The sequence below is a fragment of the Lysobacter soli genome, from assembly GCF_009755585.1.
GTDB classification, from domain to species: domain Bacteria; phylum Pseudomonadota; class Gammaproteobacteria; order Xanthomonadales; family Xanthomonadaceae; genus Lysobacter_J; species Lysobacter_J soli.
In genome coordinates, this window is record NZ_CP046603.1 from 3,658,077 (window position 1) to 3,672,384 (window position 14,308).

At 68.0% G+C, this 14,308-nt stretch carries 12 protein-coding genes and 1 riboswitch; of the genes, 7 read left to right on the forward strand and 5 right to left on the reverse strand.

Features of this window, described 5'->3' with window-relative positions:
- Positions 1-16 precede the first annotated feature (16 nt).
- Positions 17-949, reverse strand: a complete 933-nt coding sequence (locus tag GOY17_RS16655) for a S41 family peptidase (protein ID WP_157031212.1) — start codon at positions 947-949, stop codon at positions 17-19.
- Positions 950-1,042: 93 nt separating this feature from the next.
- Between GOY17_RS16655 and queD the strand changes: the two genes are divergently transcribed.
- Complete coding sequence (gene queD, locus GOY17_RS16660) at positions 1,043-1,396, forward strand: 6-carboxytetrahydropterin synthase QueD (RefSeq protein ID WP_157031213.1); 354 nt, start codon at positions 1,043-1,045, stop codon at positions 1,394-1,396.
- Between the two features lie 24 nt (positions 1,397-1,420).
- On the opposite strand, the gene GOY17_RS16665 is transcribed toward queD, so the two are convergent.
- Positions 1,421-3,700 carry a patatin-like phospholipase family protein gene (locus GOY17_RS16665; RefSeq protein ID WP_157031214.1) on the reverse strand — a complete coding sequence of 760 codons (2,280 nt, stop codon included), beginning with the start codon at positions 3,698-3,700 and terminating at the stop codon, positions 1,421-1,423.
- A 189-nt stretch (positions 3,701-3,889) separates the two neighbouring features.
- Between GOY17_RS16665 and GOY17_RS16670 the strand changes: the two genes are divergently transcribed.
- From GOY17_RS16670 to GOY17_RS16680, 3 genes are all read left to right on the forward strand, one after another.
- Positions 3,890-4,306, forward strand: a complete 417-nt coding sequence (locus GOY17_RS16670; protein WP_157031215.1) for a phasin family protein — start codon at positions 3,890-3,892, stop codon at positions 4,304-4,306.
- A gap of 194 nt (positions 4,307-4,500) precedes the next feature.
- Positions 4,501-4,881, forward strand: a complete 381-nt coding sequence (locus GOY17_RS16675; protein WP_157031216.1) for a DUF2384 domain-containing protein — start codon at positions 4,501-4,503, stop codon at positions 4,879-4,881.
- Positions 4,878-5,423: an RES family NAD+ phosphorylase gene (locus GOY17_RS16680; RefSeq protein ID WP_157031217.1), complete on the forward strand. Its 546-nt coding sequence runs from the start codon at positions 4,878-4,880 to the stop codon at positions 5,421-5,423. The genes GOY17_RS16675 and GOY17_RS16680 overlap by 4 nt, the downstream gene beginning before the upstream one ends.
- 78 nt (positions 5,424-5,501) lie before the next feature.
- Here the strand turns inward: GOY17_RS16680 and GOY17_RS16685 are convergent, their stop codons facing one another.
- The 3 genes from GOY17_RS16685 to bioD all read right to left on the reverse strand — a co-directional run bounded on the left by GOY17_RS16685 (position 5,502) and on the right by bioD (position 10,696).
- On the reverse strand, positions 5,502-8,669 hold the full coding sequence (locus tag GOY17_RS16685) for a multidrug efflux RND transporter permease subunit (RefSeq protein ID WP_157031218.1): 3,168 nt from the start codon (positions 8,667-8,669) through the stop codon (positions 5,502-5,504).
- A gap of 9 nt (positions 8,670-8,678) precedes the next feature.
- The gene (locus GOY17_RS16690) at positions 8,679-9,905 is read right to left on the reverse strand and encodes an efflux RND transporter periplasmic adaptor subunit (protein WP_157031219.1); all 1,227 of its coding nucleotides are present in this window, start codon (positions 9,903-9,905) and stop codon (positions 8,679-8,681) included.
- A 122-nt stretch (positions 9,906-10,027) separates the two neighbouring features.
- A complete protein-coding gene (bioD, locus tag GOY17_RS16695; RefSeq protein WP_157031220.1) occupies positions 10,028-10,696 on the reverse strand; it encodes a dethiobiotin synthase in 669 nt (222 codons plus the stop codon).
- Positions 10,697-10,792: 96 nt separating this feature from the next.
- On the opposite strand from bioD, the gene GOY17_RS16700 reads away from it, so the two are divergent.
- The 3 genes from GOY17_RS16700 to btuB all read left to right on the forward strand — a co-directional run bounded on the left by GOY17_RS16700 (position 10,793) and on the right by btuB (position 14,199).
- Entirely contained in the window at positions 10,793-11,278 is a 486-nt protein-coding gene (locus tag GOY17_RS16700; RefSeq protein WP_157031221.1) for a free L-methionine (R)-S-oxide reductase MsrC, read from the forward strand.
- Entirely contained in the window at positions 11,275-11,667 is a 393-nt protein-coding gene (locus GOY17_RS16705) for a TfoX/Sxy family protein (RefSeq protein ID WP_115841866.1), read from the forward strand. The genes GOY17_RS16700 and GOY17_RS16705 overlap by 4 nt, the downstream gene beginning before the upstream one ends.
- Positions 11,668-11,969: 302 nt before the next feature.
- Positions 11,970-12,169, forward strand: a riboswitch (cobalamin riboswitch).
- Positions 12,170-12,330: 161 nt separating this feature from the next.
- A complete protein-coding gene (btuB, locus tag GOY17_RS16710; protein ID WP_157031222.1) occupies positions 12,331-14,199 on the forward strand; it encodes a TonB-dependent vitamin B12 receptor in 1,869 nt (622 codons plus the stop codon).
- Positions 14,200-14,308 lie beyond the last annotated feature (109 nt).

Consider the following 14,308-nt stretch of genomic DNA (forward strand, 5'->3'; position numbering starts at 1 on the left):
ACGACGCTTTTTCCGTTCAGCGTGGCGCGTGGGCGAGACGTAGCGCGGCGTCGAGCGCCTGGTGGGAGGTGGTCACAACGTCGGGCGCGATGCCGGTCGATTCCCAGTTCGTGCGCGTGATCGGATTGATGGGCGAGCCGTCGGACACGAACACGCTGTAACCGTCGCCGAGGTCGATCATGCCGCCGGGATTGGCCGCACCCGCGCTGCGTGCGCCGACGATGGTGGCGCGCTTCGCGCTCTGCAGCGTATAGGCGAACGACTCGGCCGCCGAGGCGGTGCCCTTGTCGATCAGCACGTACAACGGCACCTGCGTGCGCGGCGTGGCGTAAGGCGCGTCGGGCGCCTCGCTCAGCGTCTGCGTACGTGTATGGAAGGTGTTGTAGATGTCGGCGCCCGGCGCGACGAAGGCGCTGGCGAGGTAGCCGACCATGCTCGGCGAACCGCCGCGGCAACCGCGCAGGTCGACGATCATCGCGCGCTTGTCGGCGAGCTTTACGAGTGCCGCATCGATCGCGGCGCGTTCGGGCGCGTTCGCGTCGCCGAACTCGAAATGCGCGAACTCGCTCAGACGGAGATGCCCAATGTCGCCCGGCAGGGTTTCCACCGTTGCGATGCCGTGGTTCGCCGGCGGCGAGCGGCGGCGCGGGCCGGCCGGTTGCGTATCGGTCGCGCCACCGCCCTCCCATCGCACGCGGAAATGGCGATCGAGCGGACGCAGGCGCGCCGTCAGTGCGTCGGCCAGCGCCTGCGGCGCGAGCGCATCGAACTTACCGCTCGCGGCATCGCGACGCAGGTCGTCGGCGATGGTTTTCCCACGCGCGGGATCGAAGTAGTTCGCGGCGATCGCATCGGCCACGGCGTCGACCCGCTCGCGCGGGACGGGCTCGGCATGCGCGGCGAAGGCGGACAGCAGCAAAAGGGCGGCGACGCGGAGCAGCTTCGGCATGGAGGAGTTTCCCGAGGGATTTCTATCTCTGGATGCCGCCCGCGCCAGGAGCGTCGCAGCGCCCGGGCGACGGCCCGGCGGTACACTGCGCGCATGAAAATCTTCAAGGCCTTCACGCTCGAAGCCGCGCACCGCCTGCCCAACGTCCCCGAGGGTCACAAGTGCGCGCGCCTGCACGGGCACAGTTTCCGCATCGAGATCCACGTCGAGGGCGACATCGACCCGCACTTCGGCTGGGTGATGGACTTCGCCGACCTGAAGGCAGCGTTCAAGCCGATCTACGACCGCCTGGACCACCACTACCTCAACGACATCGAAGGCCTGGAGAATCCGACCAGCGAAGTGCTGGCGAAGTGGATCTGGGACCAGCTGAAGCCCTCGCTCCCGCTGCTGTCGGAAGTGGTCGTGCACGAGACCTGCACGTCGGGTTGCCACTACAAGGCCTGAGGCGCGCCACCGGCGCGCCCGGCATCACTTCACCTGCGGCCGCAGCAGCGAGCCGAACGTCAGGTACCACGAGTTCTCGCCTTCGTCGTTGGCGCCGTACGCCAGGAACATCGGCCCCAGCGGCGTGCTGAAGCCGACGAACAGGCTGCCGGCGAGGATCAGGTCGTCGTCCACCTCGTCCTTCGTCGCCCAGACGTTGCCGGTTTCAACGCTCGCACCGACGAACATCGGCATCGAGAACAACCGGCTCGTGTTGCCCGTGCGGCGGTACATCACCGCGCGTGCCAGCGCGGTCTGCGTGCCGAACAGCGCGCGTTCGTCGAAGCCGGAAAGATTGAGGAAGCCGCCGAGGAAGCCCTGCGTCTGGAAGAAGCTGTCGTCTTCCAAGGCGCTGCTCAGGTGCGCGCCGAGCAGCAGGTGGTAGCGGCCCCACGCCTGCGCCCAGTCGGCGGTGAGGCGCGCGACGTCGCCTTCGACGTTCGCGCCGGCCGTGTCGTGGTAGGTCTCCAGGTCCGCGCTCACGCGGATGCCGCGCGTGGGGAAGTTGATGTTGTCCAGCGTGTCCCAGGTCGCGTTGTAGAACACGCCTGCGTACTTCTCCTCGCTGTTGGTGAAGTCGGCCGGATTGCCGATGAGCAGGTCGCCGCGATCCTTGCCGGCGACCAGCTGCGCGCTGACGCGCCATTCCGGTTGCGGCGACCAGCCCGCTTCGACGGCGACCTGGCGCCGGTTGACCCGGTACTCGGCCAGCTGCGCGTCCTCGATCCACAGCGGGAAGGATTCGTTGCGCAGTTCGAGCGCGGGCTTCACGTAGAACGCGCCGGTTTCGCCCAGCGGCTGGTAGAACTCCGACAGCAGTCCGGTGATGCGCCCCAGCCGCAGCACGTTGCGCCATTCCGCGCCCAGTGTGTTGACGTCGTTGAACGTCAGCTCCGCCGAGACCATATAGCTGTTGCGGCCGTTGAAGTTGTCGTCCAGCTGGAAGCCGAGCTTGCCGAACGCCGACCATGGTTTTTCCGCCGGAATGATCTGCAGGCCGCGTTCGCCGTTGCGTTCGACCAGGCGGTAGTCGATCTGCTGGAAGCGGCCGTCTCCGTACGCCGTGCCGATGGTCTTCTCCAGGCGCTCCGCATCGAACGGCTCGTCCAGGTTCGGCGCGACGGCGCGCTCGACTTCACGCGTCGCCGATGGCGAGCGGCCTTCAACGACGTCGAGGAACGCCACCAGCTTCGGATCGAAATCGCGCTTGCGCTGGCGCTCGCGATAGGCGGCGTACGTCGCCTCGTCCACGGACAGCGCGCGCAGCCGCGGCAGCGCCGCTTCGGCCGCGCGTTCCCCGATGGCGATGGCTTCGGCACCGCGGTTGAATTCCGCCGCGGTGATGTCGCCCAGTTCCGGGCGGATGAGCACGTCCTCCGGGCGCAACGTGGCGAGCGTCGCCTCGGTCTTCTCGGTCATCAGCGCCGAGATCATCTGGTCCATGATCACCAGCGGATTGGTCAGCGCCTCTTCCTTGTGCAGCGGCGAGCCGACGTCGACGACGATGAGGCGGTCGGCGCCCATCTGTCGCACGACATCGACAGGCACGTTGTCGACCATGCCGCCGTCGACGAGCAGGCGGTCGCCCACGCGCACCGGCGCGAAAGCGCCGGGCACGGACATGCTCGACCGGATCGCCAGCGCGAGGTCGCCATCCTCGAACACCACCTTGTCGCCGTTGATGATGTCGGCGGCGACGGCGCGGAACGGGATCGGCAGCTGGTCGAAGTCATTGACGTTCCAGGTCGAGATCGTCAGCCGGCGCATCAGCATCAACAGCTTCTGCCCCTGCACGATGCCGACCGGCAACACGACGCGGCCGTCGACGTAGCCGATCTCCAGGTCGAGCAGGTAGCGGAAATCGGCGTCCTTCCGGCGCATCGGCTGGCCGGGCCGCGGCGGGTCGTCGACGAACATGTCCGCCCAGTCGATGGTGTCGATCAGGTTTTCCATCTCCGCCGGCGTGTAGCCGGTGGCGTACAGGCCGCCGACGATCGAGCCCATGCTGGTGCCGGCGACCTTGCAGACGGGGATGCGCTCGCGTTCGAGCACCTTGAGCACGCCGACGTGGGCCGACCCGCGCGCACCACCGCCGCCGAGCACCAGGCCGACGCAGGGGAGATGGGCGGAATGCGCCGGATCCGGAGCCGCGGTCTGGGCGATGGCCGGGGATGCGACCGCTCCGAGCAGGACGGCGACGAGGACGGCCAGGCTGGCCATCAGCCCCCGGCAGCGCGGCGTGGAGGGGAGGCGGGCCTGCATCATCGTCCGGTCATCCTGGTTGGCGATCCTGCGCGGGCAGAGCCCGTTGCAGCGGGATTCTGCCACCGGACTTCAACTCCCCCAATGGGACCTGAGTCCCGTGCCGCCCCGTGTTGCACCGCAACAAATCCTCGGTTATGCTGCACCGCACAATCCGAACCCCCTCCCTCCCCGGATTGCCTGGAGACCACCATGTACCAGCCGTTCAACGAACAGTTCGCCGCCGCGACGCGCCAGTTCGCGGACACGGCCGCACAGGTCAACCGCCTCGCCCTCGACAACGCCGAGGCCGTCTTCGGCCTGCAGCTTTCGGCGATCGAGGACCGCGTCAACGCCACGTTCGCCTTCCTCGGCGAAGCGGCCGAAATCCGCGATTTCGACGGCTTCAAGAACCTGTGGCCGAAGGGCACGCAGGTCGCCCGCGAGAACTTCGAGCGCGGCGTCGCCACCGGCCAGGAAGTCTTCGGCCGCACGATGAAGACGCAGGGCGCGATTTCCGAGCTGGCCAAGTCGCAGTTCGAAGCCGCCGCCCGCGGCGTCCAAGGCGAGGTCGAGAAGACCGTGAAGGCCGCCGCGTCGGTCGCCCCGAAGGCCGCCAGCGTCAAGTAATCCCTACCGCTTCAACTCTCTCCTTTCGCTTTCTTTTTCCAAGACGTCCGCCTCCCCTCCCGGCGGACTGGAAACCCGGCAGCCCGTGCTGCCGGGTTTTTTCTTTGGGCGATCGTGCAGCCGGTCGGGCCCTGCAGGTGGAATTACGTGCGAATTTCGTGCATGATTCGTGCATGCCTCGACCGGAGTTCCTGATGAACGCCGTCATGAAATCCCGCGCCAGCCTGGCCGAAGCCGTTCGCGAGCCCGACCAGGTCTACCTCTCGCCCCGCCGCATCGGCGACGCGCTGGGCCTGCAGGTGCAGAGCCTGGCCGAACGCGCCCGCGTCAGCCGCAACACGCCGACCGCGCGCCCGCAGAACGAACACCTCCAGCAGTACTTGCGCGAGGTCGTGCGCGTCATCGCCGCGGCGGAGGACGCCGCCGGCGGCGATCGCACGCGCGCCATCTTCTGGTTCATGAACGATCCGCTGGCCGACTTCGATTACCTCACCGCCGATGCGCTGGTTCAGGCCGGCAAGGCGCAGGTCGTGATCGACTACATCGAATCGGTTGCCGGCGGCGCGACCGGATGATCCTGCGCCAGTTGGGCGATGGCGACGCGCTGTATCGCGTCATCGTCCCGCGCTGGTCGCACGCGCCGACCTCTGGCGCCGGCGCGGCACGCAAGGGCGGCCGCTTCAACCGGCCCGGACTCGAAGCGCTCTATCTGTCGAAGGACGCGATCACCGCGCTGGAGGAATACCGCCAGCACGAGCTCCTGCTGCCACCCGGGACGCTGGTGACCTTCCTAGTCGGCCCGCTCGTGGTGGTCGACTTCTCCGCCGGTTTCGACAGCGTTCGCTGGGAGCCGATCTGGGCCGATTACGCCTGCAACTGGCGACGCCTCGCCTTCGACGAACGCAGTGAGCCGCCGAGCTGGGTGCTGGGCGATATCGCGCTCGATGCCGGCGCCGCCGGCATTCTCTTTCCGTCGTCCGCGCATGCAGGCGGTACGAATCTCGTTCTGTTCAACTCCAGCCAGCTGCCTGCGCGGATGCTGCGCGTGCACGATCCGGACGGGCATCTTCCCGGCGACGCGCGATCGTGGCGCGATGCGGACGACGCACGCGATTGATCGCCGCGCGCACGACATCGACGCTGCAAAGAAAAAGCCCGCCAACCGGCGGGCTTTTTCGTGAAGCAGACGATCGCGTTACGTCGCCGGACGTGGCGTCGGCTCCTCGTCGTCGCGTTCGATCACCGGCTTCTCGTCCATCTTGTCGCCCAGCAGGCGACGTACCGCGACGTAGAACACCGGGATCAGCAGCAGGCCAAGGAAGGTCGCGAAGATCATGCCGCCGATCACGCCGGTACCGATCGCGTGACGCGAGTTGGCGCCGGCGCCGCTGGAAATCGCCAGCGGGAACACGCCCATGATGAAGGCGAACGACGTCATCAGGATCGGACGGAAACGCAGGTGCGCCGCTTCGATCGTCGCCTCGCGCAGCGTCTTGCCGTGCTGGCGCTGCTCGATGGCGAACTCCACGATCAGGATCGCGTTCTTGGCCGCAAGGCCAATGACCGTGATCAGGCCGATCTTGAAGTAGATGTCGTTCGGCAGCCCGCGCAGCAGCGAGAACAGCACCGCGCCGAGCGCGCCGAGCGGGACGACCAGCAGCACCGCCACCGGCACCGACCAGCTTTCGTACAGCGCCGCCAGGCAGAGGAACACCACCAGGATCGACAGCGCGAGCAGCGCCGGCGCCTGGTTGCCCGACAGGATTTCCTGGTACGACTGGCCCGTCCAGTCGTAGCCGAAGCCCTGCGGCAGGTCCTTCTCGACGATGTTCTGCATCGCGGTCATCGCTTCGCCCGAGCTGTGGCCCGGTGCCTGCGAACCCACGATTTCCACCGCGGCGTAGCCGTTGTATCGGGTGAGCGACGGCGATGCGGTGATCCAGTGGCTGCGCACGATGTTCGACAGCGGCACCATCGACGTGGCTTCGCCCGGGGCGGCTTGCGTCAGCGGGCTGGGCGTGTAGAAGCGCGTGAGCGATTCCGGACCGGTGCGGTACGGCGCGTCGGCCTGCATGGTCACCCGCTTCACGCGGCCTTCGTCGACGAAGTCGTTGACGTACACCGGCGCCAGCATCAGCTGGATCGCGCTGTAGATGTCGCCCACCGACAGGCCCATCGACTGCGCCTGCACGCGGTCGACGTCCAGTCGCAGCTGCGGCGCCGCTTCCAGTTCGTTCGGACGCACGCCGGTCAGCGCCTTGTCCTGCGCGGCCTTGCCCAGCAGCGTGTTGCGCGCCTCGGTCAGCGCGGCGCGACCCTGGCCGCTGCGATCCTGCAGGTACATGTCGAAGCCGCCGAACTGGCCGAGGCCCGACACCGTCGGCAGGTTGATCACGAAGATCTGCGCGTCGCGGATGCCGAACAGCGCCATGTTCGCCTTCTGGATGAATTCAGAAGCGGTGACGTTGCGGTCGTCCCACGGCTTGAGGCGGATGAACGCGATGCCCACGTTCTCGCCCTGGCCGACGAAGCTGAAGCCGGCGACGGTGAAGATGCCGTCGAACGCGTCGTCCTTCGCCACCGTTTCGCGCACCTGGTCCAGCACGGCGTTGGTGCGGTTGATCGTGGCGCCGGCCGGCAGGTTGATCAGCGCGATGGCGTAGCCCTGGTCTTCCTCGGGGAGGAAGCTGCCCGGCATGCGCGTGAACAGGAAGCCCGCGAGCACCACGAGCACGCCGAACACCATCATCCAGCGCGGCGCATGGCTGATCGCGTGGCCGATGTGGCCGACGTAGGTCTTGGCGATCTTGTCGTAGTACTTGTTGAAGGTACGGAAGACGATGTTGTCGCGGTGGTGGTCGGCGGTCGGCTTCAGCAGCGTCGCGCACAGCGCGGGCGTGAAGCCCAGCGCGAGGAACGCCGAGAAGAACATCGCCATTGCGATGGTGATGGCGAACTGCTTGTAGATCTCGCCCGCCGAACCGCCCTGGAACGCCGACGGGATGAACACCGCCGCCAGCACGACCGTGATCGCCACGACCGCGCCGCTGATCTGCGACATCGACTTGCGCGTGGCGGCCTTCGGCGACAGGCCTTCCTCGGTCATGATGCGTTCGACGTTCTCGATCACCACGATCGCGTCGTCCACCACGATGCCGATCGCCAGCACCATGCCGAACAGGCTGAGCTGGTTGATGGTGAAGCCGATGAAGTACATCCCCAGGAACGTGCCGAGCAGCGCGATCGGGATGACCAGCGTCGGGATCAGCGTCGCGCGCAGGTTCTGCAGGAAGATCAGCATCACCAGGAACACGAGCACGATCGCCTCGAACAGCGTCTTGATCACTTCCTTGATCGAGACGGCGACGAAGGTCGAGCTGTCGTACGGCGAGAACCAGGTCACGCCCTTCGGGAACGTGGCCTGCAGTTCGTTCATGCGCTTGGTGACGGCTTCGGCCACGCCCAGCGCATTGGCGCCCGGCGCCAGCTGGATCGCGAAACCGGCCGCGGGCTTGCCGTCCCAGCGGCTGTCGAAGCCGTAGGACGTCGCGCCGAGGCCCACGCGCGCGACGTCACGCAGGCGCACCGAGGTGCCGTCGGTGTTGGTGCGCAGGATGATGTTGCCGAACTGCTCGGGCGTGCTGAAGCGGCCTTCGGCGGACACCGTCGCGGTGAAGCCCTGCTCCACCGGCGCGGGGTCGGCGCCGATCTTGCCGGCGGCGAACTGCACGTTCTGCGAGCGCACCGCCTGCAGCACCTGCGTGGCCGACAATCCGAAGCCACGCAGGCGATCGGGGTTCAGCCAGATGTTCATCGCGTATTCGCTGCCGAACAGCTGCGTGCTGCCCACGCCGGGCACGCGCGCGATCTGGTCGAGCACGCGCGAGGCGATGATGTCGCTCAGCGCGTCGCGGTCCATCGACTCGTCGTCCGAGCGCAGCGCGACGACCTTCAGGAAGCCCGCGTTCGCCTTGGCGACGACCACGCCCTGCTGCGTCACTTCGGTCGGCAGTCGCGGCGTGGCGAGTGCGACCTTGTTCTGCACCTGCACCTGCGCGATGTCCGGATCGGTGCCCGGCGAGAACGTCAGGGTGATGTTCGAGCCGCCGCTGGAGCTGGACGAGGAGGAGAAGTAGACGAGGTTGTCGATGCCCGTCAGCTGCTGCTCGATGACCTGCGTGACCGCGCCTTCGGCCGTTTCGGCGCTCGCGCCGGGATACGACGCGGACACCGTCACCTGCGGCGGCGCGATGGAGGGATACGACTCGACGCCGAGGTTCAGGATCGCGAGCACGCCGCAAAGCGAGATCAGGATCGCGATGACCCAGGCGAAGACCGGGTGGTTGATGAAGAATCTGGACATGGCGGGGGATTAGTCCTTCTTGGCCGGTTCCTGACCGGCGGCCTTTTCAGCCGGCTTCTGGCCAGCCTGTCCCTGCGCGGGAGCGCCCGGCGCGGCCGCGGCACCCGGCTTGCCCGCATCGCCGGCGTCGGCCGGCTTGGCGGTGGCCGGCGAACCCGGCTGCGCACGCTGCACGCCCGAGACGATCACCTGGTCGTTGGGCGACAGGCCCTGCGTCACGACCCAGTTGCCGCCCTGCTGGCGCTCGGCGCGCACGTCCTTGCGCGCGACCTTGCCGTCGCTGCCGACGACCAGCACGTACGCGCTCTTCGCGTCGCGCTGCAGGCCGGTCTGCGGGACGAGGTACGCATTCGGCTGCGTGCCGAGCGTCGCCTGCAGCGTCACGAACGTGCCCGGCAGCAGGTTCTTTTCCGGATTCGGGATCAGCGCACGCAACGCGATCGCGCCGGTGGTCGGATCCACGACGTCGCCGGAGAAGTCCAGCTTGCCCGGGTGCTCGTACGGCGTGCCGTCGGGCAGGATCACCTGCACCTTCGAATCGCCGGCCAGCTGCTGCGCGCGACGCACCTGCTCCAGCTCGCTGACGCTCAGCGAGAAGTTCACGTACAGCTGGTCGATCTGGTCGACGGTGGTCAGCAGCGTGGCCGTGCCCTGACCGACGAGCGCGCCTTCGGTGACCTGCTGCTGGTTGGCGCGGCCGCTGATCGGCGCGGTGACCGTGGCGTAGCCGAGGTTGATGCGGGCGTTGGCCAGCGCGGCCTCGGCCTGCTTCACCGACGCGCCGGCGCTGCGCTCGGCGGCCAGCGCGTTGTCCAGGTCGGACTGCGAGACGAACTTGTCCGGGGCGAGGCGGCGCGCGCGATCGGCCGCGGCCTTGGAATTGGCGTAGTTGGCCTGCGCCGAAGCCAGCGACGCCTGCGCCTGACCGACTTCGGCCTGCAACGGCGCCGGATCGATCAGGAACAGCACCTGCCCGGCCTTCACGTCGCTGCCTTCCTCGTAGACGCGGCGCTGGAGCACGCCCGGCACGCGGGCGCGCACGTCGGCGCTGCGGAAGGCGGCCAGCCGGCCCACCAGATCCTTCTGCAACGGCACGTCGCCCGGCTTCACTGTGACCACGCCGACTTCCGGCGGCGGCATGCCGCCACCCTGCTGGGCTTGATCCTTGCCGCCGCAGGCGGACAGTGCGAGGGCCAACGCGGCGGCGATCGCCACCGTGCGCGGGTTCTTGACCATGGGGGAAGACTCCAGTTCCTTCATGACGAGCGGTGAAGCCCGGACGGGTTCGAATTCCTATACCGATCAGTCTAGCATTGCACGGGAGCAGCCCATCTCCCATTGGTCACGCCTATCGACGATCAGGCCGGTTGGAGCAAAGACCACAGCTGTGCGGGATCGGGCATTTCGCGGAACGGGAGCCGTCCCCAGCATTTCACCGGGAGCCGCTGGTTCAGCAGCTCAAAGTTGTCGTCGGCGCGGGCCATCGCCGGGTCGATGTCGTTGGCGATCCAGCCCGCAAGCCGCAATCCGTCGTGTTCTATCGCACGCGCGGTCAGGCGCGCGTGGTTGATGCAGCCCAGCCGAAGGCCTACGACCATCACCACCGGCAGGTCGAGCGCGCGCACGAGGTCGACCTGGTCCAGGTCGGCCGACAGTGGCGCGGCCCAGCCGCCCACGCCTTCCACGACCACCGCATCGGCCTGCGAGGACAGGCGCCGGAATGCGGACACGATGGGCGCAAGGGTAACGCGAATGCCGGCATCGGCGGCCGCGAGCTCCGGCGCCAGCGGATTGGGCAGGGCGAACGGATTGACGTCGTCGTAGGCCGGTCGCGGATCGCTCGCCGCCTGGAGCGCGAGGGCGTCCTCGTTGCGCCAGCCGTCGGGCGTGGATTCGCAACCGCTCGCCAGCGGCTTCATGCCCACCGCACGCTGCCCGCCCGCGCGCAGCGTGTGCAGCAGCGTCGCACTGGCCAGCGATTTGCCGATGCCCGTGTCGGTGCCGGTGACGAACCAGCCGCGCGTCATCGCCGCACCTGCCCGCCAGGCAGGTTGCGGCGATGCGGTCCGGCCCCATCTACACTGGCATCCCAGGCACTATGCGACGGCAGGTTCGAGGCACTCATGTTCACCAGCGCAAGTCTAAGCGGCAGCAAGCCGGAACAATACGAACAGCTGCTTGCGCAGGCCCAGGCGCTGATGCACGGCGAGCGCGATCGCATCGCCAATGCCGCCAACCTGTCGGCGCTGGTGTACAACGCGCTGCCGCAGCTCAACTGGGCCGGATTCTATTTCTTCGACGGCACCGAACTGGTCGTCGGCCCGTTCCAGGGCCTGCCGGCCTGCGTGCGCATTCCGCTCGACAAGGGCGTATGCGGTGCCGCGGCCTCGACCCGCCAGACGCAGCGCATCGCCGACGTGCACGCGTTCCCGGGCCATATCGCCTGCGACTCGGCCTCCAACTCCGAGCTCGTCGTCCCGCTGGTGTCGTCGACGGGCGCGCTGATCGGCGTTTTCGACCTCGACAGTCCGGTTCAGGATCGTTTCGACGTTGAAGACCAGCACGGCCTGGAGGCAATCGCGCGGGCTTTCGTGGAGTCACTGGAATGACCGACAAGCCCGACCCGAAGCAGGCCGACAAGCTGCGCAACATCGGCCCCAAGTCCGCCGCCTGGCTGCGCCAGGTCGGCCTGCGCACGCGCGAGGACCTCGCGGCCGCCGGCACGGTGGAAGCCTTCATGCGCGTCAAGCGTGCCGGCTTCAAGCCGACGCTCAACCTGCTCTACGCCATCGAAGGCGCGCTGCAGGACTGCCACTGGCAGGAAATCTCCGACGAACGCCGCAGCGAGTTGATCCTCGCCGCCGACGCGGCCACCGCGTTGCTGCCGCCGCCGCGCTACAAGCCGGCCGCCGCGCCGGTCACCACGACCCAGATGGCGCGCGAGGAAGAAAGCATCGCGATGCCGACGCTGTTCGACGAGCCGGCGGATCGGGACTGAGCTTTTCTTTCCCTTCTCCCGCAAGCGGGAGAAGGTGCCCGAAGGGCGGATGAGGGTGAGCCGGACCGCTTACGCGGCATTGCCGCGTGGTCCGGCGAACGACCGGCCAGGATGGCCGGGCCGGGCGTTCGGCAAGCCGGTCTTCTTTCGCCACGGATGGCTGCGTCGACATCGATCGATGCCGATGCTTTCCAGATAGTTGCCTGCGCCTCCTGCCCTCACCCCAACCCCTCTCCCGCAAACGGGAGAGGGGCTTTCAACTGGCCTCGCCGAGAAAATGCCGTAGACTTCGCCCCGCTTCGAGGTGACCCGGCGGCGTCTGCCCACGGGTTGAAACGGGAAGCCGGTGACGCCCACGCGGCCATTCCGGCACTGCCCCCGCAACGGTAAGCGAAGGCGGATCCATCCGGATCCGGGCTAGGCACTGGCCACTGTGCGCACGCACGGGAAGGCGCCGCTGCCCGAGGACCCTGTCCTGCCTCGCGAGTCCGGAGACCGGCCTCTCCGCACGGACCGCCTGGCGACAGGCCGGACCACCCCTGGTTGCGATGCGGAGGGCGTCGCGGCGGCGACGTCGGTGCGTCCGCGCCCTTGTCCGCAGCCTCGATTCTCCCGGCAACCGTTCCCCTTGCCGTTGGCGCGAACACGCGCCGGAGAACCCCGATGTCCTTCCGCAGCATCCACGTCCAAGCGCTCGCCCTGGCCTGCGCGTCCGCCCTGCCCCTGCTCGCGCACGCCGCGCCGCAGGCGACGGACCTGGACGAAGTCGTCGTCACCGCCAACCGCACCGCGGTCACCGTCAACGATGCGCTCGCGCCGGTCGAAGTGATCGACGCCGAGCAGATCCGCCGCAGCCAGGCGCGTTCACTGCCGGACCTCCTGCGCGGTCGCGCCGGCATCTCGCTGTCGAACCAGGGCGGCGCGGGCAAGCTCACGACGCTGTTCCTCCGTGGTGCCGAATCCGACCACGTGCTCGTGCTCGTCGACGGCATCCGCATCGGCTCGGCGACTTCGGGCCTCGCGTCGCTGCAGGATCTCCCGGTCGACCTGATCGACCGGGTCGAAATCGTGCGCGGTCCGCGTTCGAGCCTCTACGGCGCCGACGCCATCGGCGGCGTGATCCAGGTGTTCACGCGCCGCGACCGCGAAGGCTTCGCGCCGCGCGTCACCGTCGGCGGCGGTTCCAACGGCCTCAACGAATTCGCCACCGGCTTCGGCGGCCGCAGCGGCCGCACGTGGTTCGGCGCGGACTACTCGCACAGCCACACGCAGGGCATCAACGCGTGCCGCGGTTATTTCGACCCGGTGACCTTCGACGGCGCCGGCTGCTTCATCGCGCCGGATTCGCAGCCCGACCGCGACGGCTACACGCGCGATGCGCTGTCGGTCCGCGGCGGCATCGAGTTCAACGAGCAGTGGAGCCTGGAAGGCCACGGCCTGCGCAACGAAGGCGACAACGAGTTCGACGGCGACTTCACCGATCGCGCAAAGACCGTGCAGCAGGTCGTCGGCGGCAAGCTGCGCTGGCACCCTAACGACCGCGTCGACCTGCACCTGACCGCCGGCCGCAACACCGATGCGTCCGACAACTACCTCGGCGACACCTACCTCGACTACTTCAGCACCTACCGCGACAGCGCGACACTGCAGGGCGATTTCGGCCTCGCCGAGAAGCACCTGCTGAGCGTGGGCCTGGACTGGCTCGACGACAGCGTGAGCAGCACGACCGAGTACGACGAGCTGTCGCGCGACAACAAGGCCGCCTTCGTGCAGTACCAGGGCCGCATCGGTGCGCAGTCGGTGGAAGCGTCCGTGCGTCGCGACGACAACGAGCAGTTCGGCGGCCACACCACCGGCAGCGCGGCGTGGGGCATCGAGTTCGCGAAGAACTGGCGCGTCACTGCCGGCTACGGCAGCGCGTTCAAGGCGCCGACGTTCAACGAGCTATACTACCCGTTCTTCGGCAACGCGAACCTGCGTCCGGAAGATTCGGAGACGTGGGAACTGGGCGTCGCGTGGCGCGGCGATACGTTCAACGTGCGCCTGGATACCTTCGACACCGACGTCGACGACCTGATCGCCTTCGACGCCGCAATCGGCCTGCCGAACAACGTCGAGCGCGCGCGCATGCGCGGCGCCGAACTGGGCGTGGACACCACGGTGGCCGAATGGACGATCAACGGCGCGATCAGCTACCTCGACACCGAGAACCGCAGCGGCTTCTACGAAGGCAACGACCTCGCACGTCGCGCGAAAAACAGCGCCCGCGTCGATGTGGATCGCGCCTTCGGCAAGTTCCGCATCGGCGCGACCGCGGTGGGTGAAGGTTCGCGTTTCGACGACGTCGCCAACACCCGTCGCCTCGGCGGCTACGGCACGCTCGACCTGCGCGTGGAGTATGCGATCACCACCTCGCTCACGCTGCAGGCCCGCGTGGCGAACGTGTTCGATCGCGATTACGAGACCGTCGCGTTCTACAACCAGGCTGGACGGGAGTGGTTCCTGACGCTGCGCTACGCGCCGGTGAACTGAGCGTAGTCGCCGCTCACTTGTTGATGCCCTTCTCCTGCCTGCGGGAGAAGGTGCCCCGGAGGGGCGGATGAGGGCGCTTCCAAGCGAATCAGCCGCTCACGGAAATGAC

Excerpts from the sequence above, each read along its gene's own strand:
- GOY17_RS16675 (WP_157031216.1), top strand. The coding sequence starts at position 4,501 with ATGAACGCCGTCATGAAATCCCGCGCCAGCCTGGCCGAAGCCGTTCGC.
- GOY17_RS16655 (WP_157031212.1), bottom strand. The coding sequence starts at position 949 with ATGCCGAAGCTGCTCCGCGTCGCCGCCCTTTTGCTGCTGTCCGCCTTC.
- GOY17_RS16690 (WP_157031219.1), bottom strand. The coding sequence starts at position 9,905 with ATGGTCAAGAACCCGCGCACGGTGGCGATCGCCGCCGCGTTGGCCCTC.
- GOY17_RS16685 (WP_157031218.1), bottom strand. The coding sequence starts at position 8,669 with ATGTCCAGATTCTTCATCAACCACCCGGTCTTCGCCTGGGTCATCGCG.
- btuB (WP_157031222.1), top strand. The coding sequence starts at position 12,331 with ATGTCCTTCCGCAGCATCCACGTCCAAGCGCTCGCCCTGGCCTGCGCG.
- GOY17_RS16665 (WP_157031214.1), bottom strand. The coding sequence starts at position 3,700 with ATGATGCAGGCCCGCCTCCCCTCCACGCCGCGCTGCCGGGGGCTGATG.
- GOY17_RS16705 (WP_115841866.1), top strand. The coding sequence starts at position 11,275 with ATGACCGACAAGCCCGACCCGAAGCAGGCCGACAAGCTGCGCAACATC.
- queD (WP_157031213.1), top strand. The coding sequence starts at position 1,043 with ATGAAAATCTTCAAGGCCTTCACGCTCGAAGCCGCGCACCGCCTGCCC.
- GOY17_RS16680 (WP_157031217.1), top strand. The coding sequence starts at position 4,878 with ATGATCCTGCGCCAGTTGGGCGATGGCGACGCGCTGTATCGCGTCATC.
- GOY17_RS16670 (WP_157031215.1), top strand. The coding sequence starts at position 3,890 with ATGTACCAGCCGTTCAACGAACAGTTCGCCGCCGCGACGCGCCAGTTC.
- GOY17_RS16700 (WP_157031221.1), top strand. The coding sequence starts at position 10,793 with ATGTTCACCAGCGCAAGTCTAAGCGGCAGCAAGCCGGAACAATACGAA.
- bioD (WP_157031220.1), bottom strand. The coding sequence starts at position 10,696 with ATGACGCGCGGCTGGTTCGTCACCGGCACCGACACGGGCATCGGCAAA.